The organism is Falsibacillus pallidus (assembly GCF_003350505.1).
Taxonomy (GTDB): Bacteria; Bacillota; Bacilli; order Bacillales; family DSM-25281; genus Falsibacillus; species Falsibacillus pallidus.
The window spans coordinates 243427-267891 of record NZ_QQAY01000004.1 but is presented as its reverse complement, the minus strand read 5'-3'; the positions used below and the strand labels follow the sequence as shown (position 1 = coordinate 267891).

The window sequence follows — 24465 nt, the reverse complement described above, 5'->3', positions numbered from 1 at the left end:
AGCGAGGAGGCTTGCCAGTTCGTCCGCGGAAAGCGAGTGGATTCCCGCTCAATCGTTTAGAAAAACCTGAAAAATGGTTAACTTGATGGCTATGGCAGCCCCCACTTCCTAATTGCACCGCCTGCCAGCCTCATGAACGGAACTTCTGAAAGAACCGCGATTAAAAAGGCAATGCCGATACCACTGTAGCTCCCCCCTGATTCCTTTACAAACAAACCAAAGTAAACATTGTTCGCTAGATTCGGTCCGAAAATCATAAACGTCACAATCAGGAATAAAACAAATTTTTTATGTGAAAACAGCTCTTTGATCCCTTTCTTTAAGTCGATTTTTGCGGCCGCCTTTTCTTTTGGAAAGTTAAGAGCAAGCAAAGAAGATGCTGCCAAGGAAATCAGAAATGAAAAAAAGATGATCTTTGGGCCAATAAATCCTTCAGAGAGTCTTCCCATAATAAAAACGGCAATTCCAAACCCAAGTGAACCGAACAGTCTTATATTTCCATAATTGTAGTTGACTTTGCTTGTATATTTAAGCGAAATCGAATCAGAAACAGGAATGATGGCGCTTTGAAAAATGGCAATGCACACCGCAACCAATAGAATAAGGATGTATTGATGAAACATTATGTACCCAAGAGCGAATACTCCGGCAATGACAGTAGTCCCGGTTAATACTTTAGTTGGGGCATTCGTGATATCACAAATGATGCCCCACAAAGGTTGGAAAAATATCATCATTATCGGTCCGACTGACATGATTGTCCCAATCTGGACCCCATCTAAATGTTCTGTTCCGCTCAAATAAACACTTAAAAGCGGAAAAAGGCTCCCCACCCCAAAAAAAGTAAGCAGATAAAAGATCTGCATGGTGAAGATTGTTTGTTTCTTGTTCCCATTCATGCTGTATCCTCCAGTAATTTTCCTTTAATAGTCTACTAGAAATACTACTCTATATTTTTGAAATAATAAATATGAAAATCAATTGTTGTCTGCCTATGCGTTTTACAGCTCGAAAAAACCCACAGATAAGATGTGGGTTTTCCAATGATTATACCAATTAAGCATGTACACTATTATTGAACTCTTCTTTCACTTCTTTTAGCAAGCTGTCATCCGAAAGAAGGTCGTATCCAGTCAGTGCAAGGGCCGTAGTTCCTTGAATCAATGCTTTTCTTCCTTGCTCGGAAACTGTTAAATCCGCCAACTCCCTCGTATGCCCGATTAAATCCGCTTTACCTAATCCAATATAGGGATGTATGGCAGGCACAACGTGGCTTACATTTCCCATGTCCAAGGAACCAAGGTTTTTGCTTGCAGGCTGTACATCCTCCGCACCAGCTAATTCCATATTTTTTGTAAAAGCCTCTGAAAGCTGCTGATTGGTGATCATATCATCGTAGCTTAATTCATAATTGCTGATTTCAAGCTTTGCACCCGTCATGCTTTCTGCACCTTTAGCGATATTTTTGACCCTTTCAACAATCTCATTCAGATATTCCCTGTCCTTTGCCCTGAAATAAAATTGCGCACATGCATAATCAGGAATTACATTGGCTGCAACTCCCCCATCTTTAATGATGCCATGCATTCTCACATCTTGTCTGACCTGCTGACGCATGGCATTGATCCCATTGAATAGCATGAGAACGGCATCTAATGCATTGATGCCTTTTTCCGGTGATGCTGCAGCATGAGAAGTCTTGCCATGGTATTCAAATTGGATAGCATCCATCGCCAATGAATTTCCGCTTTTGTATGAAAGTCCAGACGGATGCACCATCATGGCGGCGTCGATTCCATCAAAGATACCTTGTTCGGCCATAGGCACTTTCGCTCCATTTGTTTCTTCTGCCGGAGTACCAAGTACGATGACCTTACCTCCCGTTTCGTTAACCACCTTGCTTAACATGATACCAGCAGCCATGCTCATGGTTCCAATCATGTTATGCCCGCACCCATGACCGATCTCAGGAAGAGCGTCGTATTCGCATAAATATGCAACGACAGCCCCTGGCTTCCCGCTGTCGAATTCGGCTTTAAAAGCCGTGGGCCTTCCCACTATATTCTCTTCTATATTAAAGCCATGACTTTTCAAGTACTCCATTAGTTTGGCTGAAGACTTATATTCCTGATCACCTAATTCAGGGTTTTGAAAAATATATTCACTTATTCCATAAAAATCACTTTTGTATGAATCTATCAATTCTATTAATTTTTGTTTCATCGAAAGCCCTCCATCCCTATTATTCTCCTTGATTATAGACCTTATAATTATTAATTTCAATCGAATTAATATTCACATTAAGAAAGCCGACTAATTAAAGTCGGCTTTCTTACTATTCAAATTCAGGAAGGTGGCCGATGTATTCTGAATTCGGGCGGAATATTGTATTATGTTCTGCCTGTTCGATTACATGTGCCGACCAGCCTACAACACGGCTGGCAGTAAATGTCGGTGTAAAGAGTGCGTCATCCATATCGATCGCCCTCATGACCGCCGCTGCATAAAATTCTACATTCGCGTATAAGTTCCTTCCAGGTTTATATTCTGCCAGCAGTTTAGCGGCCAGTTTTTCAACATGCAAAGCCAGGTCCAGCCATTTATCCTGTCCGGAAACTTCCATGGCTTTTTCCCTCAATGCTTCTGCTCTCGGGTCCGTGGTTTTATAGACACGATGCCCGAAGCCCATTAAACGCTCTCCGTTCTCAATTTTCTCCCTCAGCCATTTTTCTGCACGTTCCTCTGATTTAATATCATTCAACATTTGAGTGACTCCTGATGGCGCTCCTCCATGAAGAGGGCCCTTCATCGTGCCGATTGCAGAAGTAACTGCTGATGCCATGTCTGATTCGGTTGAAATCGTTACCCTGGCAGAAAATGTCGAGGCGTTCATCCCATGTTCCAATGTAAGGATCATATAGGTTTCAAGTGCACTGATATGAGCTGGAAGCGGCATTTCCCCTGTCAGCATATATAAATAATTGGCTACATGATTCAATTCCTCATTTGGTGCAACATACGGTTTATTGGCTAATTTTCGCTTTCTATAGGCAATGATGGAAGGAATGATACCGGTTAGTTTAATGGCTTGCTCGGTTGTTGGCATCCATTCAAACGAGGCATCCCCGAGCGCTGAAACAGCCGTACGGATGACCCCCATTAAGTCCATGTCCTGGGGAAGGGTGTCGATAATATCCATTAAATAGCCAGGCAGAGTACGATGGCTTTTCAATGCATCGGCCAAATCTGCCAGTTGGGCTTGATTTGGTTTTTGCCCATACCATAACAGGTAGGCCGCTTCCTCAAAAGAAAATTCAAGCGCAATTTTTTTTGCATCAAATCCCCTGTAAACCAAATGACCTTTGTTTCCGTCAATATAACTGATAGCCGTCTGTGCGGCCACTATCCCTTTTAAACCTTGATTCATTCCTTATCTCCCCTTTCTTCTAAATTTAGTATATATGGTATAATGATTTAAAAAAATTAAATATTTTTTAACTTTTTAATTAATAAGATTAATTGATTAAGAGGGGCTGTTCAAAGTGGATTTCAAATGGATACATACATTCATAACTGCCGCAAAACATGAAAATTTCCGGAAAACTGCGGAAGAATTATTCATTTCTCAACCTTCTGTCACGATACATATTAAATTGCTCGAAGAAGAATTAGGATGTTCTCTTTTTCAAAGAAAAGGCAGGAACATCCTTCTTACAGAAGAAGGCAAACAATTTCTTCCTTCTGCAAAAACATTGTTGAAAGAATATGAGAACGGACTTGCAAATGTACATCGCATCAAACAAGGCTATTCTCAATCCTTAATGCTTGGCATTTCCCCATTAATCGCAGATACTATTCTTCCATTCGTTTTGAAGCAATTCATGAAATCTCATCCCGAAGTAGAGATAAGCGTAAAAATTGTGGAATCTGCAGGAATTGAATCTGCTGTCGAGCATGGAGAAGTAGATTTAGGATTAAGCTGTCTGCAAGTCCAAAATTCTGATTTAACCTGCTCTCTTTTATTTGAAGACCCTGTCATTTTTGTTGTTCCCCATGACGGTAAAGACAGTGAGACCGCACCGCCATTGGATGCCGTAGAACTTCTTTCATCACATCATCTGATGACCCATAATCATCCGGATTATTGGGATTCTCTTTTAAGATCTCTCCGTACTAAAGTAACCGGAATCCGGACCATGACAGTTTCACAAGTTCATGTAACAAAGCGTTTCATTACAGAAGGTCTCGGAGTCTCCTTCCTCCCATCTTCTACTGTCAGAAGGGAATTGATGGAAGGCAGACTCTTAGAAGTCCCTTGCCCTGTCATCCCGATGCCCACAGCGAAAACATATGCAATCCGAAAATATGAACACACAAAAGAAAAGAAATTCCTTGAATTTCTTTCCCAATTCAGAATATAAAACTACGAAACTGTTTTTTTCTCAAGATCACGTGCTGTCCCACTCATTTCAACATCCTTTTCATCCTTTAAGGTGCCAAAAAGAACATCTACAAAAGGAGTGGAAACCCCAAACCAATAATTTTCGTTTTTATAATGGTGCAGTATATGAACTTTCTTCAGCCATTTTCCAAATTTGGTTTTAGGTTTTAACGGTGTATGAGCAACATAGTGAGTCCATTCATAAATCAATAGCATAGAAAGCAGACCAGCTGAAAAAGAGAATGTATGAAACCATTCATTGTGCAGTCCATAGAAGATCGCAGATAAGGCAACCATACTCGGAAGGCTGTACCAAATCGGCAGAAACAATAAATGAAGATCATTTGGATATACGTGATGATCATAGTGAAGCCTTTTTAATAATTTTAAAAGAAAGGGATGTTTCGGCGCTTTCAAATGGAAAACAAATCGATGGGTCAAATATTCGCTGAACATGAATACTACTAAACCAGCAGCAAAAAACAAGAAATGCCAAAAGGTTAACCCTCTCCATAAAGAGGCACCAATCAAACTAATGGTTATCACCATCAAAATAGCTATTTCTGTATGAAGAAAAAAATCTTTATACACTTTTTTCATACTCTTTTTCCTCTCTATTCATTATTTTGCTGAAAGAAGGACCTCACTAAGTAGGAAGGGGAATTCTCGAACATTGATAAATAATTCAGGGCATGCTTCTTAGGAAACAAAGTCTTGGTGATTTCCCTTTGAGAACTTCCCTTCTTTTGAAGTAATTCAACCTTTCCTTTCACCTCTTCAAGATAATCCAGCTTTCTTTGGAGCATCTTCTTTCCATCCTTAAAGATTCCTGCATGGGAACAAATATATGTTTCAAAATCATATTCCAATACCTTTTGTATGGACCCCATTAAGATTGAAGCATCCTCAAATGCAAATAAGCTCTTGGGCTTCCCTAAAACATATAAATCCCCTCCGAACATCCAGCCGTTTTCTTGATTATAAAGAGCAATATGGTCAGGAGAATGCCCTGGCGAATGAATGAATTCCCATTCATATTTCCTTCCGTTTAGCCTTTCCGGTAAAATTTTGGGAATGAATGCCTTTCGACCTCCCCAAAAAACCTTGCGATAGAATGGGAGATTCGCTCTTTTAGTACAAAGTTCAATGCCCTGCTCGTGAATAAAAATGGGCACCTCCCTGTTTTTTTGTATCCATGGCGCCAATCCTGAATGGTCTTCGTGATAGTGAGTCAATATGACTTGGTCATAATCCCAGCTTTTCAGTACCGGAATCAACTCATTCGTCTTAGACGACGGACCCGTATCCACTAAAATCCCGTCGATTAAATACAGATTGACATAGAGAGATTGCTTGGCAAAAGTGACTTTCATTTCTGCTTGAATGATTTCATCATGCTGCTTAATTCTCATCATTTTATTTCATCCTTGTATTTGTATATTAGTCAAATTGATGGTCTTGCTGTGAATCAAGGAAATTGACCGGCATCAAACTTTTTCAGATGCCGGCAATCAAAAATCAATTGACTGGTGTGTCTATTTCTTTAAGGCTGCTCTTCAATAAAAACTTTTGAATTTTTCCACTGGCATTCCGAGGCAGCTGGTCGACGAAATAATATTTCCTTGGTCGTTTATAATCTGCAAGCTTGGCACTTCCTTTACAAAAAGCATCAAGGATTTCTGCTGTAAGGGAAGGTTCTTTTTTTACAATAAATGCAACGACCTCCTCCCCCCATTTCTCATGAGGTGCACCCAGGACAGCAGCATCCAGGACTCCTTCATGTTCAAACAGGAAATCTTCCACTTCCCTCGGATAGATATTTTCTCCGCCGCTTATGACCATGTCATCCACCCGATCAGCTATGAACAAATAGCCGTCTGTATCCATATAGCCAAGGTCTCCTGTATGATACCAACCTTTAAAAAGAGCTTTTTCGGAGGCTTCCTCCCGATTGAAATAACCAGCCATCATGGATGGACCCCTTACGATGATTTCCCCGACTGCTCCAGCAGGTAAAATGTCCTCAGGCTCAGAAGGTCCATCTTCATTTGGCTTAACAATACGAATCTCATGATTATAGCAAGCCTTGCCGGCAGATCCTGCTTTGTGTATCTGTTCATCTTCTAATAGGAAGCTGACAGCTGGCCCCATCTCCGTCTGGCCATACGCTTGAATCAAGTTTATCCCAAGCTTTTCCCTTACTGCAGTAACAAGGACGGGCGCCATTGGTGCGGCTCCGTATAAACCGATCCTTAATGAAGATAATTCTGTTTCGGACAAATCTTCTTGAAGGAGCATATTCCACATTGTGGGTGCCCCAAAAAATGTAGAGATCTTTTCATCGGATATTGTTTTAAGTACTTCTTTCGGTTCAAAGTGATGAATGATGACATTTTTGGCCCCGACATGCACTCGAGGAAGAAAGCAGCAATGCAGCTCTGCACAGTGAAACATCGGAGCTGCAACCAAACCGATATCTTTTGGACGGATCTGCTTTACTGCGATGCAAGTCAAACTTTGTTCAATCATATCCCGGTGTCTGTGCAATACCCCTTTTGGCCTTCCAGTTGTACCGCTGGTATACATAATGGCATAGATATCATTTTCAGCAACCTCTTGAGGCGCCAATACTGTCGGTTTATCAGAAATGCAATCCCAGAAGCAGCGGGCATAGGGCAATGTTTCCTCATGGATGGACCAGAATAATGTTTCCGGGAATTGTTCATGCAGCCCATGGACTTGCTGCGATAGACTTTTCTCAAATAAAAGGATCTTTGGTTTGGCATCATTTAATATGAAAGCAACTTCTTCTGTCTTCAAACGGAAATTTATCGGGTTCACTATGGCTCCAATTTTTGCACATGCAAAGTAAAGAATGGCCAGTTCGCTCCCATTGCACAAAAATGTCGATACCCGGTCCCCCTTTCGCACTCCGTTATCCATTAATGCATTCGCGGTTCGGTTGACATCTTCATTCCATTGTTGGAAGGTCCATCGTTTATTTAATGTTAGATCGACCAATGCTTCTTTATGGGGATATCGATTGACTGATTGTTCAAAGACATTTCCTATGGTTACGTACATTCTCAACACACTCCATCTCAATTTATAGGTTTATGAAATGTTCCTGAAGACGTTCCCTCAACGCGCGTTTCAAAAACTTCCCTACAGAAGTTTTTGGTATTTCCTGCATAAATAGAAGATCGTCCGGTATCCACCACTTGGCGAATTGGGGAGCAAGATAGTCCAATAATTCTTGTTTGCTTACTGAATCTTTATAGGCGTCCTTCAATACCACACATGCAAGTGGCCGTTCCTGCCATTTGGGATGAGGGACAGCGATAACGGCTGCTTCGAATACTCCTTCATGGGACATAAGTGCATTTTCAAGATCGACTGAAGAAATCCATTCACCCCCGCTTTTAATGAGATCTTTCGTCCGATCTGTAATCTTAATGCACCCTTGTTCATTGATTGTTGCAATGTCCCCGGTATAAAGCCAGCCATCCTTGAAAGTGGACTTGCTCCTTTCATCGCGATAATACTCATCCGCGACCCATGGCCCCCTGATAATCAATTCACCCATTGTATTTCCGTCCCAAGGCACCTCGCCCTTTTCATTGATGACCTTAATTTCAAGTCCTGGCACAACGAGCCCTTGTTTGGCGCGGATATCAATCAATTCTTCCCCCACTGCACCCTCCATGCTGCTGGTGATCGTGGATAATGTAGCTACCGGACTAGTTTCAGTCATCCCATATCCATGAATAAAAGGCACTTTGTGGGTTTGTTCAAAAGCCCTGATGACACTTTTTGGGGCTGCAGCACCACCACAGATCAATGCACGAAGACTGCTAATATTATAGTCGTTCATTTCAAGTTCCTTTAAAAGCCCAAGCCAAATTGTAGGGACTCCGGCTGTAAACGTCACTTTTTCATCCTGGATCAATTTTGCGATAATTGCCGGTGTCATGCCTGGACCAGGTAGGACCTGCGTGGCTCCAAACCATACAGAGGCGAATGGAAGCCCCCATGCATTTGCGTGGAACATCGGGACTACAGGCATTGTGACATCCCGTTCGGAAAGAGCAAGTGTATCTGCCAATCCTATAGCCATACTATGGAGATAAATCCCCCTGTGGGAATATACGACTCCTTTTGGATTACCGGTAGTGGCAGATGTATAGCACATTCCTGCCGGAGAATTTTCATCTAAATCTTCTTTAAAGGCATAATTCTCATCACCTTGTTCAATCAGTTCTTCATAAGAGTAGACAGGAGAAAGTGTGGTTTCGGGAAGAGATCTTTCATCAGACATAATGACGAATGTTTCGACTGTATGCAATTGATCACGGACCTTTTCAATGACAGGTACGAGATCTTCATCAATCAATAGGATTTTATCTTCTGCATGATTGATGACATAGACTAGATGTTCGGGAGACAAGCGAATATTGACCATATGGAGGACTGCACCGCTGCAAGGTACGGCAAAATAGGCTTCCAAGTGCTGGTGATGATTCCAAGCAAATGTCCCTACTTTAATGCCAGGCTCCATGCCAATCTTCTCTAATGAACTCGAAAGCCGCCTGGTCCTTTTGACAAAGTCTGAATAAGTAAAGCGCTGTATGCCGGATAGTGTTCTTGAGATGATTTGTTTTTGAGGAAAATACTTTTCTGCTCGGTGAATAAATGAAGTAAGAAGTAATGGCGTATTCATCATTTGATTCTATTCCCCCTTTTTTAATTGTTCCTGAAAAAATGATTCCCCCAGTAATAATTCATTGTGCTCCCCCAAACTGGGAAAAGGGTTCAATGATGATAAAGTAATACCGCCAGCATCCGTTGAGTTTTGAATTTGCTGCGAATACACCTCCTCTATGGAAAGGACAGGTGTCAGGCAGCAATCGTGGAGGATGCCAAACCTTGTCCATTCTTCAAATGTTTTCATACGAAATATGTCTTTCATTTCTCGTTGTGCAAGGTCAAAAGAAGACAATTTCATGCCTTTGCAGAAGTTTGACCAGAACTTATCCTCTAAGGCAGCCAAAACCATATGGCGATTATCAAGAGTTTCATAGATCGCATATCTGGGATTCAAACCATCTAATTCAGGAATTCCATTATCCCTTTTACTGTTATGGAAATATTGAAAATGATTATTCATCAAGTCAATCGCTGCATCTAAAATAGAGACCTCAATGTTTGCCCCCACACCGGTCCGCTCTTTGTGCAGGAGTGCAGCAATAATCGATTCAGAAGCTTTTATTCCACCAATCTGATCCGCTAATGTTAGGGTCGGATGTATAGGGGCATTTTCTAAATCGGCCATTTGTGAAAGAAGACCGCTTAATGCCAGATAATTCAAATCATGGCTTCCCTGATGCCTCCGTTCACTTACCGTGCTGTATCCTCTCAAAGAGCAATAAATGATATCTTTCTTTATCCTTTTCACTGACTCATACCCTAGTCCAAATCGGTCCAGGATTCCTGGACGGAAGCTTTCCAGTATGACATCGGTGCCTGTAATCAATTCTTTTAATCTCTCTATTTCATCTTTGTTTTTCAAATCAACCTGGATGCTTTTTTTGCCGCGGTTATTGGCAGTGAAGACATGGCCACCCCCAAGTGATCTGGCAGGATCTCCTTCAGGCGGCTCCACTTTAATGACTTCAGCCCCCATTTCAGCAAGTCTTTTCGAAGCATATGGGCCCGGAAGATAAAAGGAAAAATCCAGTATCCGATACCCTTTTAACATCACGTATACCATCCTCCGTTAATATGAAGGACCTGGCCATTTGTATAATTGGACAGCGGGGAAGCTAAATAAAAGATTGCTTGAGCGGCTTCTTCTGCAGTTCCGGCTCTTCCTTGTGGAATGGATTTTTCAAACATAGCCCTGACCTTTTCAGGAATGCCTACAGCAGAGCCATTGACGGTTTCCCCTTTTTCCTTGCTCTGTGTCAACCGAGTGTCGATCAGCCCAAATGCCACAGCATTGCAATTCACATTATAAGCACCCCATTCACGCGCAACTGTTTTGGTAAGGCCGATTAAACCAGCTTTTGCTGATGAATAATTTGCTTGGCCCACGTTGCCCATCACTCCGGCGACAGAAGAAACATTGACGATTTTCCGATACTTTTCTATGCCTTGTTCCTTATCCTTTTTCCCTGCATCCCTGAAGTAAGGAGATGCCTCGCGAATGAGTCTGAATGGCGCCATTAAATGGATGTCAATCATCGCTTGAAATTGCTCATCAGACATTTTGTGGATCATTCCATCCCATGTATAGCCTGCATTGTTTACCAGGACATCTATCCCACCATAGGTTTCGACAGCAAAATGCATCAACTCTTTGGCAAATTCAGGAGCAGTCACATCCCCGGCGAAATAAGCTGCTTCACCACCCTTGGCCCTGATTTCCTCGACCGCTTCTACAGCTGGGGCTTCATCCAGATCAGAAATGATGACCTTTGCTCCTGCTTGTGCCATTTGCATAGCACATGCTTTTCCTACCCCTCTGCCTGACCCAGTAATAATGGCAACTTGATTTTCCATCAAATTAAATCACTCCTCTTTTTTAACTCGAAATGTGCCTTTCAGCTTCATTTCTCCTTCATCATTTATCGCAGCAACTTCACCGAGGAGATACGTTTCTTTTTCAACAGTCTCTTCTCCAAGGATTCTACCACTGATTGAGAGCTTTTCTCCCGGAAAGGTCATTTTTTGAAATCTGACTTGAAACTTCCTTAAAGATTCCCTTGGAAACCATGTACAAATGGCTTCACCCGCCATCCCCATGATTAGCATTCCATGTGCAATGCAGTCCTTTAATCCTGCTTCTTGAGCAACGGGCACAACTGTATGGATGGGATTGAAATCTCCGGAGGCTCCCGCATACTTCACCAATTGTGAATGGGTGAGGGGGGTTTTAATAATTGCCGGCAATTCTTTTTTCATGTACTGGTACCTCCTAATGACGTTCGATGACAGTCGAACGGCTTATCATTGCTATTAATCCAGTTGAATTCCGAAAGACCGTCTCAAGTTTAAAAAAGTCCATATTCCCTTTTTGGACATGTTTCACCACTTCCATCTGACCGGAGATGACTTCACCTGCACAGATTGTTTTCATATATTCATATTCCTGCTCTCCATGCAGCACATTCAAAGGATTCAACTGAAGCAGTTCAATTAATTTTTCAAAATCCAGCCCTGCCCACATTTCTATGACTGTAGCAAAAGTCGGCGGAATGGGAATATCTTCGTAGCCTTGTTCCAAAGCAGCAGTTAATTCGTGGTAAATGGGATTTCGATCGCCGATAGCCTGAACAAATTCTTTAATCTTTCCCCTTTCAATGGTGAAGCTGAATTCCTGGGTTTTCAAACCTGCCTTATCTACAAACGCTTTCATGGCTGCACCTCCTCATAAGCCCATATTTTTAGCAATGATCAATTTCATGATTTCATTGGTTCCGGCATATATCGCCGAAACAGGGATATCACGATATCTCCTGGCGATTTCATATTCTTCCATATATCCATATCCACCGTGCAGCTGCAAACATTCACCTGCCGTTTTCTTTGCCATATCTGTAATCCACCATTTTGCCATGGAGACTTTTTGGGTTACCTCCTCCCCTCTCATATGACAGGCAATCAATTGGTCCACAAATGTCCTGCCTACTTCCACTTCCGTTGCCATTTCAGCTAATTTAAACTGACTATTCTGAAATTTAGAGACAGACTTCCCGAATGCTTTTCTGCTTTTTACATATTCCACTGTCATTCGAAGCATTTCCTCAGCAGCAATTTGGGCTGAAACAGCTACAATCAACCTTTCCTGCTGCAGCTTTTCCATCATATAATAAAACCCTTTTCCCGGCTCCCCCAAAAGATGATCCTTGTGGACGGGGCAATCTTCAAAGAACAATTCAGCGGTATCCTGGCTATGAAGACCGATTTTATTTAACTTCCTTCCCCTTGAAAACCCCGCAGTCCCCTCTTCAATGAGAAAGAGGCTGATACCGTTATGAGACGCGTTTAAATCCGTTTTACATGCCAGGAGAATAAGGTCAGCTTGTATGCCATTTGTGATGAACGTCTTCTGTCCATTAATGACATAGGAGTCTCCATTCTTTTGAGCAAAAGTTTTGATATTTGCCAAGTCTGAGCCCGCCCCCGGTTCAGTCATGGCAATTGCCGTAATGATGCTGCCATCCGTACATCCCGGCAGCCATTTCTGTTTTTGCTCCTCCGTTCCGTATGCTTCAAGATAGGGAACGACAATCTCGTTGTGCAAGCCAATTCCCACAAGACCTGAACCTACCCTCTCCAATTCTTCAATGAGTACCACAGAATATCCCCAGTCCGTACCGCTCCCACCATACTTTTCTGGCAGATTTGGACAAAGAAAGCCCATATCCCCCATTTTTCTCCAAAAAGAGCGCGGGATCAACCTGTCTTCTTCCCATTGATCATAATAAGGTGTTGCTTCTTTATCCAAAAACTTCTTAAATGATTTTCGAAATTCTATATGATCGTCTGTCAAATAAGGATGCTGCATCTCTATCCACCTTTCTATTGACTATATTTATGAAAGCTCTTTTCCGATAATGGAAACAAATGATACACATTGCCACGGATATCCACCAAGATTATGTGTCAGCCCAATTTTCGGGTTATTTAACTGCCTTTTTTCCGCCCTTCCTTGAAATTGTAGATACATTTCATAAAGCATACGAAGTCCGCTCGCACCGATTGGATGTCCGAAAGACTTTAATCCTCCATCCGGATTGACTGGCAATTTACCATCCAAATCAAACTTCCCATTCATGGCATCCTTCCATCCCATGCCTTTTTCACTGAAGCCAAGATCTTCATAAATAACCAGTTCTGTAGGTGTAAAACAATCGTGCACCTCTGCCATATCAATTTCTTTGCTTGGATCTTTGATTCCCGCTTCCTTATATGCAGAGGAGGAAGAAACAAGATTCTCTTTAATAGAAGTAAAATCAAATCCCTGCATCAGCATTCCTTCTCCATTGCCCGCTGCAATCGACAAGGCCTTTATATACATGGGATCCTTTTTACGCCTCTTTGCATCATCAGTTCTCATGATGATGGCGGCTGCTGCACCATCTGCAACCCCTGAACAGTCCAATATCCCTAAAGGCTCCGCTATCAAAGGGGAATTCATGATCTTCTCCATGGGAATTTCCCTTTGATACTGCGCTTTTTTATTCAAAGAACCATTTCGGTGATTTTTCCATGCAATCCGGGACAGCACCTCTTTGCCCGAGGCGTTATCAAGGCCGAATTTGTGAAAATAAGCCGGGGCTAATAAAGAAAATGCAGCTGGTGCAGTGATGTTGGGGAATGTCCCATCTCCATCTGGGCTATTGATGACCAGACCGCTATAGCCGGAATCCTTCAACTTTTCCACTCCGACCACAAGAACTGTATCATAGGCACCGGCTGCAACTGCGTAGCAGGCATTCCGAAATGCCTCTGACCCTGTCGCACACATATTCTCAACACGGGTCACCGGGATATAATTGGTCTTCAATGCTGAAGAAAGCGTGGTTCCTGCATAACCCGAGTCCATGGTACCGATCCATGCCGCATCAATATCATCCAGCTCAATACCCGCATCGTTCAATGCTTCTTGAACAGCTTCAATGATCAAATCATCCGTACTTTTATCCCACTGTTCTTTAAAGCGGGTACACCCCATGCCAACGACAGCTGTTTTATCGCTTATTCCCCTCATGCTTCTGCCTCCTTCCGGGATGGGACTGCCTTCCAAAAATAATTATGGACGCCCGATGCAGTATATAGCTTTCTGAAGCTAAACTCTACTACTCTCCCAATATGCAAATCTCCTTCTTCCCAATCAGATACCTGACAGAGCATTCTTCCTCCCCCTTCAAAATCAATCACTGCAAAAGCAGATGGTGATGAAGGGGAGGAAGCAAGAAAGTCCATCGTATAAGTAAATATCGAAGCACGTTTCCCCTTAAACGAGCAGGGCTTCATTTCGTCCACTGATCCACAGGCCGGGCAGACCCGCTGCGCAGGAATAAAAGGGGTATGACAGCGCTTGCATTCACTTCCTTGAAAAGAAAGAATCCCTTTTCTATTCCTCCATAAGACCGGAGCAGATGGCTGTTTCGCCTCTGGTCTCCTTCCGTTATCAAAGGATATCCTTTCTCTCCATTTGAGGAATTCTCCATAAGTGACTTCAGTACTTTTATTTCCTTTAAACCAAGTGGAGCTTTTATGAGGATGAAACTCTTTTATTCTCTCTGTACAACGGAAAAGGAATGCATCGCACCCTTCACTGATATTTAACAGGAGAATTGTTTCCCCGGGACTTCTCTTTTCTAAGGATTTGGCCAGCATTGCCAGTGGATTGGCTGTTCCAAAATGACCGTGCCAGCTGTCATCTATTTCCTTTAACTGTTCTGCCGCAAAACCTAGACTTTTAGCAAACGATATCTGGAATTTTGAGAATGGAGCTGATATTAGCGCGGAGTCTATCTTTTTCAGATCTACTCCTGCTTTATCCAATGCAGCATCCAGCGCTTCTTTTGCAGCCTCCATGGACACATTCTGTACAAATCGGTCTTCCCATTGCCGCACATACTGCTCACCTTGATTCTTCCATACGCTCAGGTGTTCACTATTGAGGGATGCTGAAACTATCAATTCAGCAATGACATCTTCCCCCTCACCAATAAGGATAGATGCCGCCCCGTCACCGCTGTTCAATTCCATCTCACTGTTCGGATTTCCGGACCTCATGTCGGACGCTGCTATCAAAATATCACCATGTTCGATTTTTCGGTGCAGGCCCGCTTTCAATGCACCACTGCCGGCTCTTAAGCTGTGTCCAAAGTCTATTGTTTCGATTGTTTCTGGCAAATCTAAAGCAGATTGGATCGTTACAGCCCCCATTTTCTCTGCATATGGAGGTGTCGCTGTTGCAAAATAGAGGGCTCCAGGCTTCGCATCTTTATAGGAAGAAAACAAATTGCAGCAGGCGTTGATAGCTAAGGATAAACTATCCTCATCGAAGTTGGCGATGGATTTTTCACCTTTTAGAGGTCTGCCTCCATAAAAATGTGAAATTTTGTTCCTTTCAAGACGATTGAAGGGCACATAGATTCCATAGGCTTTTATCCCAAACATAACAAACGATTCCTCCTTCCTATAGGATGATTAACATTGCTTGCTTTGAATGTCCTTTACCGTTTCCTCCAGATTAATAGGCAGCTGGGGAATGGAATAGCCCACGAACAAAGGAGATGTGACAAACCGTGGCATGATTTTTACAGCAATCTCATTCTTGATGTGGTAAAAAAATAAATTATAGCTGCTGCATTTGATCCTGTATTGATTCAATATGTAATAAATGGTTTTTTGCACATAATCCGCAAGCTGCGAAACATTTCCGCTTTCCTGCATAAGGACGTTCCATTCGTAAAATCCAATCCTTGGTGAAGTTGACAATGTCCATTTGACTTCCTCTTTTGATTCAATCAAAATTCCTTCAAAATCATTTCGGGACACTTTGCTGTGATAATCGATCCCTTCAAGACCGACAATCTGCATATGTGGATGCTTCAAGGTTCCTCCAGATAATGGTCCGTGGTTTTTAAACAGCAGTACAGATTTGAACTTTGGATCCTTTTCCATCATAAGCCAATGGTTGATGGCAAACGAAAATAAATCATGTAAATGCTGTTTTGAATATAGTGAGATGTCCCCATCGCAGTCATCTGTTTCTATTAATACTGTCTGAAAAGTATCCTCGAGAACAGGATATTTATTTTTAAGAAGGATGATGCTTCCTTTTTCATCAAGGATGTCTGAAAGTTCTTCTCTTCGACAAAAGGGGCATTCAGTTTCTTTGTTCCTGATGTTTTCTGGTTTATGCATGGCAATCCCGCTATTAAAACGTAAATGTGTTTGTTCCATGTTCATTCTCCCTTTCTATCTCTATCATTCTTGATAGGTCTTTCGAAACCCTTCTTAAAAAGAAAAATCAGCCAACTCGGATTTGCAGCTGGCTGATCCTCATTCATCTGATTTTCCATAAAATCGATCTTACGAAAAATGAAACTACTATGATATTTAATATTGCACTTCCTAAAAAAATGACTTTAGGTCCCCACCACATCATGATCCATCCGGAACAAAACATAGTGACAGGCATCCCCATTCTGAATAATGTCCCGGTTATTCCCGTAATCCTTCCAATAAGATGGGAGGGTGTTTGTTCATGTCTTATTGTATAGACGCAGATGCTATTCAAGGTTGTGGCAGCGCCGTGAATGAACAGAGCAGCGACAAGCATAAAGATGTTGTCTGTAAGAAACAGGACAAAATAGGCAAATGCATTTACAATTGCAGCAAAGCCCAATGTCTTCCCTATGCCATAGAGATCCCGAGCTTTGCCCGCCAAAAGGCTGCCGATAAGTCCTCCAAATCCGGAAACCGAGAAAATGACCGCCAATACTGAATTTTTTAAGTGCATACCATCTTTTGCGAGATAAATCACCGTTGTACTGACAACGATAAAAGAAGAATTTAATAAGATGGTATATATTGTCGTCTTGAAAAGAACGGCATTTGCTTTAAAAGTAAACCAACCCTCTTTTAACTCTTCCATCCAGGAGGTTTTATTATTTTTCATAGAACGGGTTTCTTTCACCCTCAATCTGCTCAATGTAAAAAAACTAATAATATACACCATAGCAGCCAGCAGAATTCCATCTGAAATTCTTGCAAGCAGAAAGACTAATCCGGTGAAAACCGGTCCCATGATGCCTATAAATGATTCAACGAATGAAAACTTCGCATTCGCTGAAGTCATTTGAAGAGGTGTGGCACTTAACTTAATCAAGCTTACCTGGGTATTAAAATACCCGTAATTGAATGTCAGCAAAAGGAACCCAACAATATAATACATCCATAAATGAGTTATTTGATGGAATGAGAGATGCCAAAGGAATGTCAGCAGCCCCGCTTGCAGCCCTATCATCCACAGCGCCCATTTCTTCTTATTTAATCGATCGACAATTACACCGACAACGATTCCAAAAAATAGATTGGGCAGCAGTTCAGCAGTCCTCATATTTGCCATGGCTACCGAAGAATGAGTCAAATCGTACATGAGCAAAGGCAAAACGATTTCATAGAGCTTGTTTCCGATGCTGAGTAGCAGTCCTGAAATCAATAAGTAAACAAAAGAGGTATTTTTCCAGATGGATGATGCCTTCTCAACAGAAGGCTCCGCTAGCTTTATAGATTCTATATTCATTAGTTATTCCTCCAAAAAATGAAAACTTTTATACTTTCATTTTATGAAGAATTCCAAAAAGAAAAATGGTAAACAGAAGAGCTGTTTTTTCCCCTTTTTTCAAGGCTTTATTCCTTTTTTGAGCGCCTTGACATGTCCGAAGATTCAGAATAGTTCTATCAATCTACAATGATTTCCAGTATAATAATATTTGTTAGCGACACGAAATAAAGTGCTGGAGGGAAATACATATGGAAAAAACAAAGCAAAAAAGATTGGAAAGACATGAGGTGCCTTTAGAACACACTTGGGATCTAAGTGAGTTGTTTGAAACAGAGGAAGATTTCCATCTTGAATCGTCTGCCATCCTTAATGATTTGTCCAAGATTTCACGCTTCAAAGGAAAATTGCAGGAGGGCTCATCTGTGCTGTTAGCTTGTTTAGCAGAGTATGAGGAAATGTGGAAGCGATTGATCCGTGTTGGAACATATGCTAGCCTCAGACAATCTGAGGATGGAACAAATCCGGACAACCAGGCAAATTCCGCTAAGATTTCCTCCCTCATGTCAGAAGCAAATGCTGCCTTTTCATTTATCACATCTGAAATCATTGATTTTCCTGAAGGGAAATTAGAAGAATTTATTAAAAATGAAAAGGGTTTGGAAGCTTATGAACTGACATTGCATGATATTCTAGAAGATAAACCATATCAGCTTTCAAAAGAAACCGAGGAAGTACTTGCTGCCCTAGGACACGTACATCAAGCACCATATACCATTTATCAGCTCAGTAAACTGTCGGATATGCAATTTGATTCATTTGAGGATGAATCCGGTGAAGAACAGCCTGTTTCCTTTGCCCTTTATGAAGATCGTTATGAACTATCACCAAAAACTGAAGAGCGCAGGACAGCTTTCTCTTCATTTACGAAAACATTGAGACAATATAAAAATACTTTTGCTGCTACATATGCCACTGAAGTGAAAAAACAAGTGACACTTGCTAAATTACGCGGGTACGAATCCGTGACACACATGCTTTTGCATCCTCAAAAAGTAACCACGGATATGTATAATAACCAGCTCGATACTATTTTAAAAGAGCTATCTCCTCACATGCGGAGATATGCCCAACTGAAAAAGAAAATCTTAGGTTTGGATACCATGAAGTACTGTGATTTGAAGGCACCGCTTGATTCTGAATATCTTCCTAAAACGACTTTTGAAGAAGCATCCGAAATCATTTTAAAAGCACTCGAAGTCATGGGCCCTGAATATTCTGCGATTATGGAAAAAGCTCTATCGGAAAGATGGGTCGACTTGGCAGACAACGTCGGAAAATCAACTGGAGCTTTTTGTTCAAGTCCGTATATAGCCCATCCATACATTTTGATTACATGGACTGATACGATGAGGGGAGCTTTCGTGCTTGCCCATGAACTTGGCCATGCGGGTCATTTTTATTTAGCCAATAAAGAACAAAGCCTGTTCAATACCAGACCGTCTACCTACTTTATAGAAGCTCCTTCTACCATGAATGAAATGCTTCTGGCACAGCATATGCTCTCCACAACAGAAGATAAGCGAATGAGGAACTGGATCATCACTCAGCTGCTTGGCACGTACTACCACAATTTTGTCACTCATTTATTGGAAGGTGAATTTCAGCGCAGAATATACAAGATTGCAGAAGAAGGCGGCCCGCTGACAGCAAAAACATTCTGCGAACAAAAAGCCGATGTCTTGTCAACGTTTTGGGGGGATACTGTAGACATCGATGAAGGGGCAAGTTTGACCTGGATGAGGCAGCCTCACTATTATATGGGCCTTTACCCTTATACCTATTCTGCTGGATTAACAGCTTCCACCGCTGCTGCCCAGCTGATTCAGGAAGAAGGCCAGCCGGCTGTAGATAGATGGCTTGAAGTCTTGAAGGCAGGCGGCACTAAGACGCCTCAAGAATTGATGAAGCATGCCGGGGTTGACATGAGTACACCTGAACCGATCAAAAAAGCTGTGAGCTATGTTGGTTCACTGATCGATGAATTAGAGAACAATTATCAATAAGAGAAAAAAGATGCCTTACTATGCGGCATCTTTTTTCTTTCTTTTTTTTTCTATTCATGTTCTATGGTCAGACCTTCTTTATGACCTTTTGACATTTGCTTATCGATCCTTCGATTCTCCTTGCTGTCAAAAATGATGGAAAAATCGTAATCAGCTGGATAAAGTTCTGCAGCGGAAATATACAGTGTAAACCGTTTATGATTGATGGTATGTTTTTCCCCGCGTATTTGAACAATATAGTCTCCTTTAGAATCAGGTCCTGCATATACAATTCCAAATTCATCGGAAGCCGTGATTTTCACATTATCCCCCATTTGGTATCGGGGAGCATTTTTCTCCCCCTCTTTCTTTGGAAGTGCAGCTGCCGGTTTCTTTCGTCTTGCATAGCGATTGAGTGCAAGCTGCTTATCCAGTTCCCTTTTATCATTCGGATTCAGTTCGTTTTCCCCATATGACTTTTCCTCTTTATAAGTAATGTTATGGGCACGGCTGATGATGGCTGGGTGGATACCTAGCCTTAATGCAATGGCGAAAGCCTGGCTGTCTCCCCCTTTTCCAACGAGCAGCCGATGTGTAGGCTTCAATGTTTCAATATCAAATTCCATCGAACCGTTAACAAACCCATCTGTTTGGTCTGCAAACTCTTTTATTTCATTATAGTGGGTTGTTGCAAGGATGGTCGCTCCTTTCCGATATAATTCATCCAGGATTGCAGTGGCTAGACCCATCCCTTCGCTCGGATCGGTTCCTGATCCAATCTCATCAATCAATATCAGACTGTGGTCATTCGCTTCTTTTAAAACTTCTATTATATTCACGATTCTAGAACTAAAGGTGCTTAAATTTTGTTCAATGCTTTGGCCATCCCCGATATCGACCAGGATTTTCTGGAAAATGGAAACCTCAGATCCTTCTTTTACCGGTATATGAAAACCTGACTGGACCATTAAGGTCAAAAGCCCGACAGTTTTAATCGCAACTGTTTTCCCACCGGTATTAGGTCCTGTGATTACCAATGCGTCATATTCATTCCCCATCTCCACAGTCAGTGGCACAGCATTCTTGCCAAGCAATGGATGCTTGGCCTCATGTAAATCAATGTAATGGTCCTGATTGATCTTGACGCTCGTTCCCTCGATATTCAAACTGTATTTCGCTTTGGCGAATAATTGATCATAATGAATCATGGTCTCAACTGCAATTTTCAGCTCCTGTTCATTGGCTTCAACCAATCCTGTTAAATAACTGAGGATCCTTTCGCATTCAATGCTTTCATCGGTTTGAAGATAGGAAAGCTCTTCCTGATACACTGCCAGTTCGTCCGGTTCAATAAATAATGTGGAGCCGGATGCCGAGGCATCCAAAATGGACCCTTTGATTTTCCCTTTATGCTCTTTCTTAACTGACAGGCAGTAGCGTCCATTCCTTTCACTGACAATGGCTTCCTGCAAATATGGCTTGTATTTGCCTGACTTGACCATTTGGCTGATTTTATCCTTCAGCCTTTCTTCCAAGATCATGATTTGTTTCCTTATCCGGTTTAGCTCCTTGCTGGCGTTTTGGTCCACCATCCCGTTTCGGATGCAGCGAATTATTTCTTCAGCTACTTGAGGAATTTCTGCCAACGAGTAGACGTACGTAGAAACCCGTGGGGCCAAGAATTCTTTGTCTTTCATAAACCTTTTCAGCTTTCTGCATGTATCAAGGAAGAAATAGAGCTTAGTCAACGCGTCAGGCCTTAATGGTACTCCTTTGTGAAGCTGTTTCATGATCAGTTCGATTCCTTCAAGTCCATGTATGGGGACGCTGGCTGATTTGGCAAGGATTTGCTTAGCCTCTGTCACTTCGTCCAGCCATCCTTCAATCTGCTTTGCATTTGTTACAGGATAAATATCCATGATGGCTTTTTTTCCGGAATCTGTTAAGGCGTATTGTGCTGCCTCTTGTTTGATTTTTTCGAAATCCAATACTGTAAATGTTTGTTGATTCAATGTGATTTCCTCCATTTAATAAAATAAAAAACCGCAATGAACAATGCTCATTGCGGTTTTGACAGGATTTCCCTGTATCATCACTTATTGAAGTTCAATAAAACAGAAATGTACTCAAAAAGGATATGGGTAATAACCCTTATCAAGAAGGTCCATTTTGTGTTTATTGAATAAACAAAGGGCTGTGCACGTATACACAGCCCCCTTCAATAGGAATATGCCAGCTATGATTATCGTTCTTAACATCTTCCAAAAGGCACAGCAAATAAGCGTCGGTATGGCGCAATTTGTTTCCATTTGGAAAGACCGTATGAAATTACGGATTAGTTAAGAACGACTCCCAGCATAAAACATACTCCTTTAATTAACTAAATTAGTGATAGCTGAAAAATTCAGCCTTGAAAACATATAATTTTTCTTTCTCTTTCAAGATATGTGAATTGGACAAAAATGTCAACATTTTTCCTTCGTCATCTTTAAATAAAACTCGTTTTTAAAGAATTGGAATCATTGACATCTGTATCGTTTACAAACGTGATTGGAATATATACAGCAGAGATATCTCCGTTTTCTTCTCCGATCCCTTGATTCCATTTCGTGGAGACAAATATATCAAATTGCTGGTTGGGTCCGACGTTGACAATAGCAGACTTATCCACAACATTTACCTTGAAACCTAAAAAATTTACCACCATCGGAGCAAAATTCACTTATCCATCCTCCCTTTCTATGGGGGGGCAGGCAGATTCAAATGTGCTCAAGGAATCCATTTGATCTCGGTCATCCACCATGCTCCTCGTTCCGATAAAACCACTTCCATCCCCGAAATTTTGGCCGAATCCTTGATTTTTTTTATCTGAATTGTGCCATTCGGAAAGCATGTTCTGTCCGATATTTACAGCGGAGGCATTTTCAAAGGAATTAATTTTGATCATGTAAATATTAATATTTACATAAGGAGTTGGCATTGACATCAAATCCCTCCTTCTTCAGTTAACTATATGAATAAAACACATTTAATATGTGGCAGGAAAGGGGGCAGTACTGATGGATTCAAATAAATTCAAGCAATGGATGGATTTTGCCCAGCAAATGTACGGCCAGGATTTCTGGAATAATGTCATGAACAGCAGCCAGGCAGGTGAATTTATGAATGACATCCATCGGAAAGGTCCTTTTCAGAGTCAAGAGAAAAAACCTGAATTTCCACTCGTTGATATCATTCAAACGTCTACACATATTATCCTTTTAATCGATCTGCCAGGCTTTCGAAAAGATCAAATTACCATCATTCTTAATGGGGATTCCTTATTATTGAAAGGTGCTGCAGATACGTTCCCTAATGGGATTTCGGTTCTCCAGCGCGAAAGATTTCATGGTTCTTTTGAGCGAAGGATCAAACTGCCTGTGCCTGCTGATAAACAAAAATTTGCAGCCAAATTTGATAATGGCATTCTGCAGATTTCCTATGAGCGATTTTTCATGGAAGGAGAGATCGTTGAAATCGAATAAGGGTTATCTGCATGGGAAGCTTCTTTTGAATGAGTTATTATCCTCTATGTCCCCATCATCCACTTCAAAAAAAGGATTAAATGTAAAGACTTCATCTGCATTCTGTTCACCGAATCCTTGGTTTTTTTTAGTGACTGCATTTCGGTTAATCAAATGTGATTGCCCATAATTCAATACACAGCCCTGACCGATGATATTCACTTTCAGACCTTGAATATTCATTTTTGTAAAAGAAAAATTCATGTTCTCCGCCTCCCTCGAATAGAATAATAAGCAATCGGCGGGCTTATTGGACAAGCTCGCCCAAAAGATCTTTGTCTTCAATTCAAACAAATAAACCTAAGCAGGGATGAGTATGTTTTTAAAAAAATTATTCAGACCAAGTCCGAATTATGAAGAGAACTTAACCCAATTATCCAAGGAAATTAAAAAACTAAGAAAAGAAATTAAAAAAATGTCTGAAGAAAATAAAGAATCCATTATCATGGAAAGGGTCAATATTGAAAAGTTGATAATTGAACGCTACGAAACGAATAATCATTTGGGGCAGCTTGGCATCAAGGAACTTCATGGAAAGCTGTATATAGGAGCAACCTACGGGGACAATGGTGAAAGAAAACAAACTCCTTTCATTAAAGAGGAAACAAATGAAATGATTAAAAAAGAAGAACAATCCAAAAAGGAAAATGATAGAAGCGGTCCGAAAATCAATATCAGATGAAGGATAAAAAATCTGTGATTGATTCATCCTAATAGGAAAACATTCAATTAAAAAGAGGGATTAGAATGACATTTCCTATTATCCATACAAACTTCTGGGATGCGGTTTTGGCCATCCCTGTAATTATGATACTGACTCAATTCATCAAGCTTGCAGGCAAGCTTCCAAAATCTTATGTACCTGCTCTTGCGCTGCTGCTCGGCATTATTATTTCTGTCTTTTATAGCCACAAAGGACATCTCATCTCCGGCCTCTTTATGGGCTATTTTTATGGCTATGCCGCAATCGGCAGCTATGCTTCCCTAAAAACCACCATTCTTTCATTCCGCAATAGAAAAGCGCAAGCGCCCTGAAAGCCCCGACCTGCATAAGACGGAACTCGAAGGAAATCCTGATTTCCGTTGAGGTACGGCTTATGATCTCGA

The 24465-nt window shown here is 41.4% G+C and carries 25 protein-coding genes; 5 read left to right on the top strand and 20 right to left on the bottom strand.

The genetic code is table 11. From position 1 onward, the window contains the following. Positions 1–89: 89 nt before the first annotated feature. The 3 genes from DFR59_RS10310 to DFR59_RS10300 all read right to left on the bottom strand — a co-directional run bounded on the left by DFR59_RS10310 (position 90) and on the right by DFR59_RS10300 (position 3427). Positions 90–899: an MFS transporter gene (locus DFR59_RS10310; RefSeq protein WP_114745531.1), complete on the bottom strand. Its 810-nt coding sequence runs from the start codon at positions 897–899 to the stop codon at positions 90–92. 157 nt (positions 900–1056) lie between these two features. Next, positions 1057–2223 carry a M20 family metallopeptidase gene (locus tag DFR59_RS10305; protein ID WP_114745530.1) on the bottom strand — a complete coding sequence of 389 codons (1167 nt, stop codon included), beginning with the start codon at positions 2221–2223 and terminating at the stop codon, positions 1057–1059. Between the two features lie 112 nt (positions 2224–2335). Further along, the gene (locus DFR59_RS10300) at positions 2336–3427 is read right to left on the bottom strand and encodes a citrate synthase/methylcitrate synthase (RefSeq protein WP_114745529.1); all 1092 of its coding nucleotides are present in this window, start codon (positions 3425–3427) and stop codon (positions 2336–2338) included. 115 nt (positions 3428–3542) lie between these two features. Between DFR59_RS10300 and DFR59_RS10295 the strand changes: the two genes are divergently transcribed. After that, positions 3543–4421, top strand: a complete 879-nt coding sequence (locus DFR59_RS10295; protein ID WP_114745528.1) for a LysR family transcriptional regulator — start codon at positions 3543–3545, stop codon at positions 4419–4421. Between the two features lie 2 nt (positions 4422–4423). Here DFR59_RS10295 and DFR59_RS10290 read toward each other — a convergent pair whose 3' ends face one another. From DFR59_RS10290 to DFR59_RS10230, 13 genes are all read right to left on the bottom strand, one after another. Continuing rightward, complete coding sequence (locus tag DFR59_RS10290; protein ID WP_114745527.1) at positions 4424–5041, bottom strand: sterol desaturase family protein; 618 nt, start codon at positions 5039–5041, stop codon at positions 4424–4426. A gap of 14 nt (positions 5042–5055) precedes the next feature. Continuing rightward, a complete protein-coding gene (locus DFR59_RS10285) occupies positions 5056–5856 on the bottom strand; it encodes an MBL fold metallo-hydrolase (protein WP_114745526.1) in 801 nt (266 codons plus the stop codon). A 103-nt stretch (positions 5857–5959) separates the two neighbouring features. Beyond that, positions 5960–7525 (bottom strand): fatty acid--CoA ligase, encoded by a 1566-nt coding sequence (locus DFR59_RS10280; protein ID WP_114745525.1) that lies wholly within the window; start codon positions 7523–7525, stop codon positions 5960–5962. Positions 7526–7547: 22 nt separating this feature from the next. Then, positions 7548–9164 carry a long-chain fatty acid--CoA ligase gene (locus DFR59_RS10275; protein WP_114745524.1) on the bottom strand — a complete coding sequence of 539 codons (1617 nt, stop codon included), beginning with the start codon at positions 9162–9164 and terminating at the stop codon, positions 7548–7550. A gap of 6 nt (positions 9165–9170) precedes the next feature. Continuing rightward, positions 9171–10199, bottom strand: coding sequence for a CaiB/BaiF CoA transferase family protein (locus tag DFR59_RS10270; protein ID WP_114745523.1), 1029 nt, complete (start codon positions 10197–10199; stop codon positions 9171–9173). Further along, entirely contained in the window at positions 10199–11002 is an 804-nt protein-coding gene (locus DFR59_RS10265; protein ID WP_114745563.1) for an SDR family NAD(P)-dependent oxidoreductase, read from the bottom strand. Before DFR59_RS10265 ends, DFR59_RS10270 begins: the two co-directional genes overlap by 1 nt. A 9-nt stretch (positions 11003–11011) precedes the next feature. Next, positions 11012–11404, bottom strand: a complete 393-nt coding sequence (locus tag DFR59_RS10260) for a MaoC/PaaZ C-terminal domain-containing protein (RefSeq protein WP_114745522.1) — start codon at positions 11402–11404, stop codon at positions 11012–11014. A 13-nt stretch (positions 11405–11417) separates the two neighbouring features. After that, the gene (locus DFR59_RS10255) at positions 11418–11858 is read right to left on the bottom strand and encodes an FAS1-like dehydratase domain-containing protein (protein ID WP_114745521.1); all 441 of its coding nucleotides are present in this window, start codon (positions 11856–11858) and stop codon (positions 11418–11420) included. 12 nt (positions 11859–11870) lie between these two features. Next, on the bottom strand, positions 11871–13010 hold the full coding sequence (locus tag DFR59_RS10250) for an acyl-CoA dehydrogenase family protein (RefSeq protein WP_114745520.1): 1140 nt from the start codon (positions 13008–13010) through the stop codon (positions 11871–11873). A gap of 27 nt (positions 13011–13037) precedes the next feature. Then, positions 13038–14216: an acetyl-CoA acetyltransferase gene (locus DFR59_RS10245; protein ID WP_114745519.1), complete on the bottom strand. Its 1179-nt coding sequence runs from the start codon at positions 14214–14216 to the stop codon at positions 13038–13040. After that, positions 14213–15637: an OB-fold domain-containing protein gene (locus DFR59_RS10240; protein WP_114745518.1), complete on the bottom strand. Its 1425-nt coding sequence runs from the start codon at positions 15635–15637 to the stop codon at positions 14213–14215. Before DFR59_RS10240 ends, DFR59_RS10245 begins: the two co-directional genes overlap by 4 nt. 30 nt (positions 15638–15667) lie before the next feature. Beyond that, positions 15668–16426 (bottom strand): DUF4931 domain-containing protein, encoded by a 759-nt coding sequence (locus tag DFR59_RS10235; RefSeq protein ID WP_114745517.1) that lies wholly within the window; start codon positions 16424–16426, stop codon positions 15668–15670. A 103-nt stretch (positions 16427–16529) separates the two neighbouring features. Then, complete coding sequence (locus DFR59_RS10230; RefSeq protein WP_114745516.1) at positions 16530–17771, bottom strand: MFS transporter; 1242 nt, start codon at positions 17769–17771, stop codon at positions 16530–16532. 230 nt (positions 17772–18001) lie between these two features. Between DFR59_RS10230 and pepF the strand changes: the two genes are divergently transcribed. Continuing rightward, a complete protein-coding gene (pepF, locus tag DFR59_RS10225; RefSeq protein WP_114745515.1) occupies positions 18002–19816 on the top strand; it encodes an oligoendopeptidase F in 1815 nt (604 codons plus the stop codon). 50 nt (positions 19817–19866) lie between these two features. On the opposite strand, the gene DFR59_RS10220 is transcribed toward pepF, so the two are convergent. The 3 genes from DFR59_RS10220 to DFR59_RS10210 form a co-directional block, all read right to left on the bottom strand. Further along, positions 19867–21807, bottom strand: a complete 1941-nt coding sequence (locus DFR59_RS10220; RefSeq protein WP_114745514.1) for an endonuclease MutS2 — start codon at positions 21805–21807, stop codon at positions 19867–19869. A 476-nt stretch (positions 21808–22283) separates the two neighbouring features. After that, a complete protein-coding gene (locus DFR59_RS10215) occupies positions 22284–22517 on the bottom strand; it encodes a hypothetical protein (protein WP_114745513.1) in 234 nt (77 codons plus the stop codon). Further along, complete coding sequence (locus DFR59_RS10210; RefSeq protein ID WP_114745512.1) at positions 22518–22781, bottom strand: hypothetical protein; 264 nt, start codon at positions 22779–22781, stop codon at positions 22518–22520. Between the two features lie 73 nt (positions 22782–22854). Here DFR59_RS10210 and DFR59_RS10205 point away from each other — a divergent pair, with 73 nt between their 5' ends. Then, complete coding sequence (locus DFR59_RS10205) at positions 22855–23319, top strand: Hsp20/alpha crystallin family protein (protein ID WP_114745511.1); 465 nt, start codon at positions 22855–22857, stop codon at positions 23317–23319. 3 nt (positions 23320–23322) lie between these two features. On the opposite strand, the gene DFR59_RS10200 is transcribed toward DFR59_RS10205, so the two are convergent. Then, positions 23323–23562: a hypothetical protein gene (locus DFR59_RS10200; RefSeq protein ID WP_114745510.1), complete on the bottom strand. Its 240-nt coding sequence runs from the start codon at positions 23560–23562 to the stop codon at positions 23323–23325. A gap of 112 nt (positions 23563–23674) precedes the next feature. On the opposite strand from DFR59_RS10200, the gene DFR59_RS10195 reads away from it, so the two are divergent. Together DFR59_RS10195 and DFR59_RS10190 are read left to right on the top strand one after the other, a co-directional pair. Then, the gene (locus tag DFR59_RS10195; protein ID WP_245948445.1) at positions 23675–24040 is read left to right on the top strand and encodes a hypothetical protein; all 366 of its coding nucleotides are present in this window, start codon (positions 23675–23677) and stop codon (positions 24038–24040) included. Positions 24041–24105: 65 nt separating this feature from the next. After that, positions 24106–24393 carry a hypothetical protein gene (locus DFR59_RS10190; RefSeq protein WP_114745508.1) on the top strand — a complete coding sequence of 96 codons (288 nt, stop codon included), beginning with the start codon at positions 24106–24108 and terminating at the stop codon, positions 24391–24393. The last annotated feature ends 72 nt before the right edge of the window (positions 24394–24465 follow it).

Bases quoted from the DNA above. Each gene is read 5' to 3' on its own strand.
- DFR59_RS10205 (WP_114745511.1), top strand. From the start codon at position 22,855: ATGGATTCAAATAAATTCAAGCAATGGATGGATTTTGCCCAGCAAATG.
- DFR59_RS10300 (WP_114745529.1), bottom strand. From the start codon at position 3,427: ATGAATCAAGGTTTAAAAGGGATAGTGGCCGCACAGACGGCTATCAGT.
- DFR59_RS10210 (WP_114745512.1), bottom strand. From the start codon at position 22,781: ATGTCAATGCCAACTCCTTATGTAAATATTAATATTTACATGATCAAA.
- DFR59_RS10265 (WP_114745563.1), bottom strand. From the start codon at position 11,002: ATGGAAAATCAAGTTGCCATTATTACTGGGTCAGGCAGAGGGGTAGGA.
- DFR59_RS10275 (WP_114745524.1), bottom strand. From the start codon at position 9,164: ATGATGAATACGCCATTACTTCTTACTTCATTTATTCACCGAGCAGAA.
- DFR59_RS10280 (WP_114745525.1), bottom strand. From the start codon at position 7,525: ATGTACGTAACCATAGGAAATGTCTTTGAACAATCAGTCAATCGATAT.
- DFR59_RS10260 (WP_114745522.1), bottom strand. From the start codon at position 11,404: ATGAAAAAAGAATTGCCGGCAATTATTAAAACCCCCCTCACCCATTCA.
- DFR59_RS10255 (WP_114745521.1), bottom strand. From the start codon at position 11,858: ATGAAAGCGTTTGTAGATAAGGCAGGTTTGAAAACCCAGGAATTCAGC.
- DFR59_RS10245 (WP_114745519.1), bottom strand. From the start codon at position 14,216: ATGAGGGGAATAAGCGATAAAACAGCTGTCGTTGGCATGGGGTGTACC.
- DFR59_RS10290 (WP_114745527.1), bottom strand. From the start codon at position 5,041: ATGAAAAAAGTGTATAAAGATTTTTTTCTTCATACAGAAATAGCTATT.
- DFR59_RS10190 (WP_114745508.1), top strand. From the start codon at position 24,106: ATGACATTTCCTATTATCCATACAAACTTCTGGGATGCGGTTTTGGCC.
- DFR59_RS10310 (WP_114745531.1), bottom strand. From the start codon at position 899: ATGAATGGGAACAAGAAACAAACAATCTTCACCATGCAGATCTTTTAT.
- DFR59_RS10230 (WP_114745516.1), bottom strand. From the start codon at position 17,771: ATGAATATAGAATCTATAAAGCTAGCGGAGCCTTCTGTTGAGAAGGCA.
- DFR59_RS10305 (WP_114745530.1), bottom strand. From the start codon at position 2,223: ATGAAACAAAAATTAATAGAATTGATAGATTCATACAAAAGTGATTTT.
- DFR59_RS10285 (WP_114745526.1), bottom strand. From the start codon at position 5,856: ATGATGAGAATTAAGCAGCATGATGAAATCATTCAAGCAGAAATGAAA.
- DFR59_RS10200 (WP_114745510.1), bottom strand. From the start codon at position 23,562: ATGAATTTTTCTTTTACAAAAATGAATATTCAAGGTCTGAAAGTGAAT.
- pepF (WP_114745515.1), top strand. From the start codon at position 18,002: ATGGAAAAAACAAAGCAAAAAAGATTGGAAAGACATGAGGTGCCTTTA.
- DFR59_RS10270 (WP_114745523.1), bottom strand. From the start codon at position 10,199: ATGTTAAAAGGGTATCGGATACTGGATTTTTCCTTTTATCTTCCGGGC.
- DFR59_RS10195 (WP_245948445.1), top strand. From the start codon at position 23,675: ATGTTTTTAAAAAAATTATTCAGACCAAGTCCGAATTATGAAGAGAAC.
- DFR59_RS10250 (WP_114745520.1), bottom strand. From the start codon at position 13,010: ATGCAGCATCCTTATTTGACAGACGATCATATAGAATTTCGAAAATCA.
- DFR59_RS10240 (WP_114745518.1), bottom strand. From the start codon at position 15,637: ATGTTTGGGATAAAAGCCTATGGAATCTATGTGCCCTTCAATCGTCTT.
- DFR59_RS10235 (WP_114745517.1), bottom strand. From the start codon at position 16,426: ATGGAACAAACACATTTACGTTTTAATAGCGGGATTGCCATGCATAAA.